General features: G+C 66.0%; 1 protein-coding gene. It reads right to left on the bottom strand.

Annotation, left to right across the window (positions count from 1 at the left end):
* Positions 1-388: peroxidase family protein (locus I6F37_RS44310; RefSeq protein ID WP_306469193.1), on the bottom strand; the 388-nt coding region annotated here is incomplete at both ends.

Genomic DNA, 388 nt, shown 5'->3' with positions numbered 1-388 from the left:
TACTTGAACAGGTGCGTGAAGAAGTCGTTGCTCCACTTGGTGGGCGTCGTCGTCCAGGTGACTTCGAGACCGCTGGTCATCGCGTCGCCGGCAAGGCCCGAACCGAACGTGCTGGTCCAGCCGAGGCCCATCGCTTCGAGACCGGCGCCTTCCGGGTCAGGCCCGACCTTGTCGGGAACGCCGGCGCCATGCGTCTTGCCGAAGGTGTGTCCGCCGGCGATCAGCGCGACGGTCTCCTCGTCGTTCATGCCCATGCGCTTGAAGGTTTCGCGAATGTCCTTCGCGGCAGCCACGGGATCGGGGTTGCCGTTCGGGCCTTCCGGATTGACGTAGATGAGGCCCATCTGCACCGCCGCCAGCGGGTTGGCCAGCTCGCGATCCCCGGAGT

Origin of the sequence: Bradyrhizobium sp. NBAIM08, assembly GCF_020193935.1 — a bacterium.
In the GTDB taxonomy this organism is placed as follows: domain Bacteria; phylum Pseudomonadota; class Alphaproteobacteria; order Rhizobiales; family Xanthobacteraceae; genus Bradyrhizobium; species Bradyrhizobium yuanmingense.
Note: the sequence above shows the minus strand (reverse complement) of the source record. Positions and strands in the feature narration are given on the sequence as shown.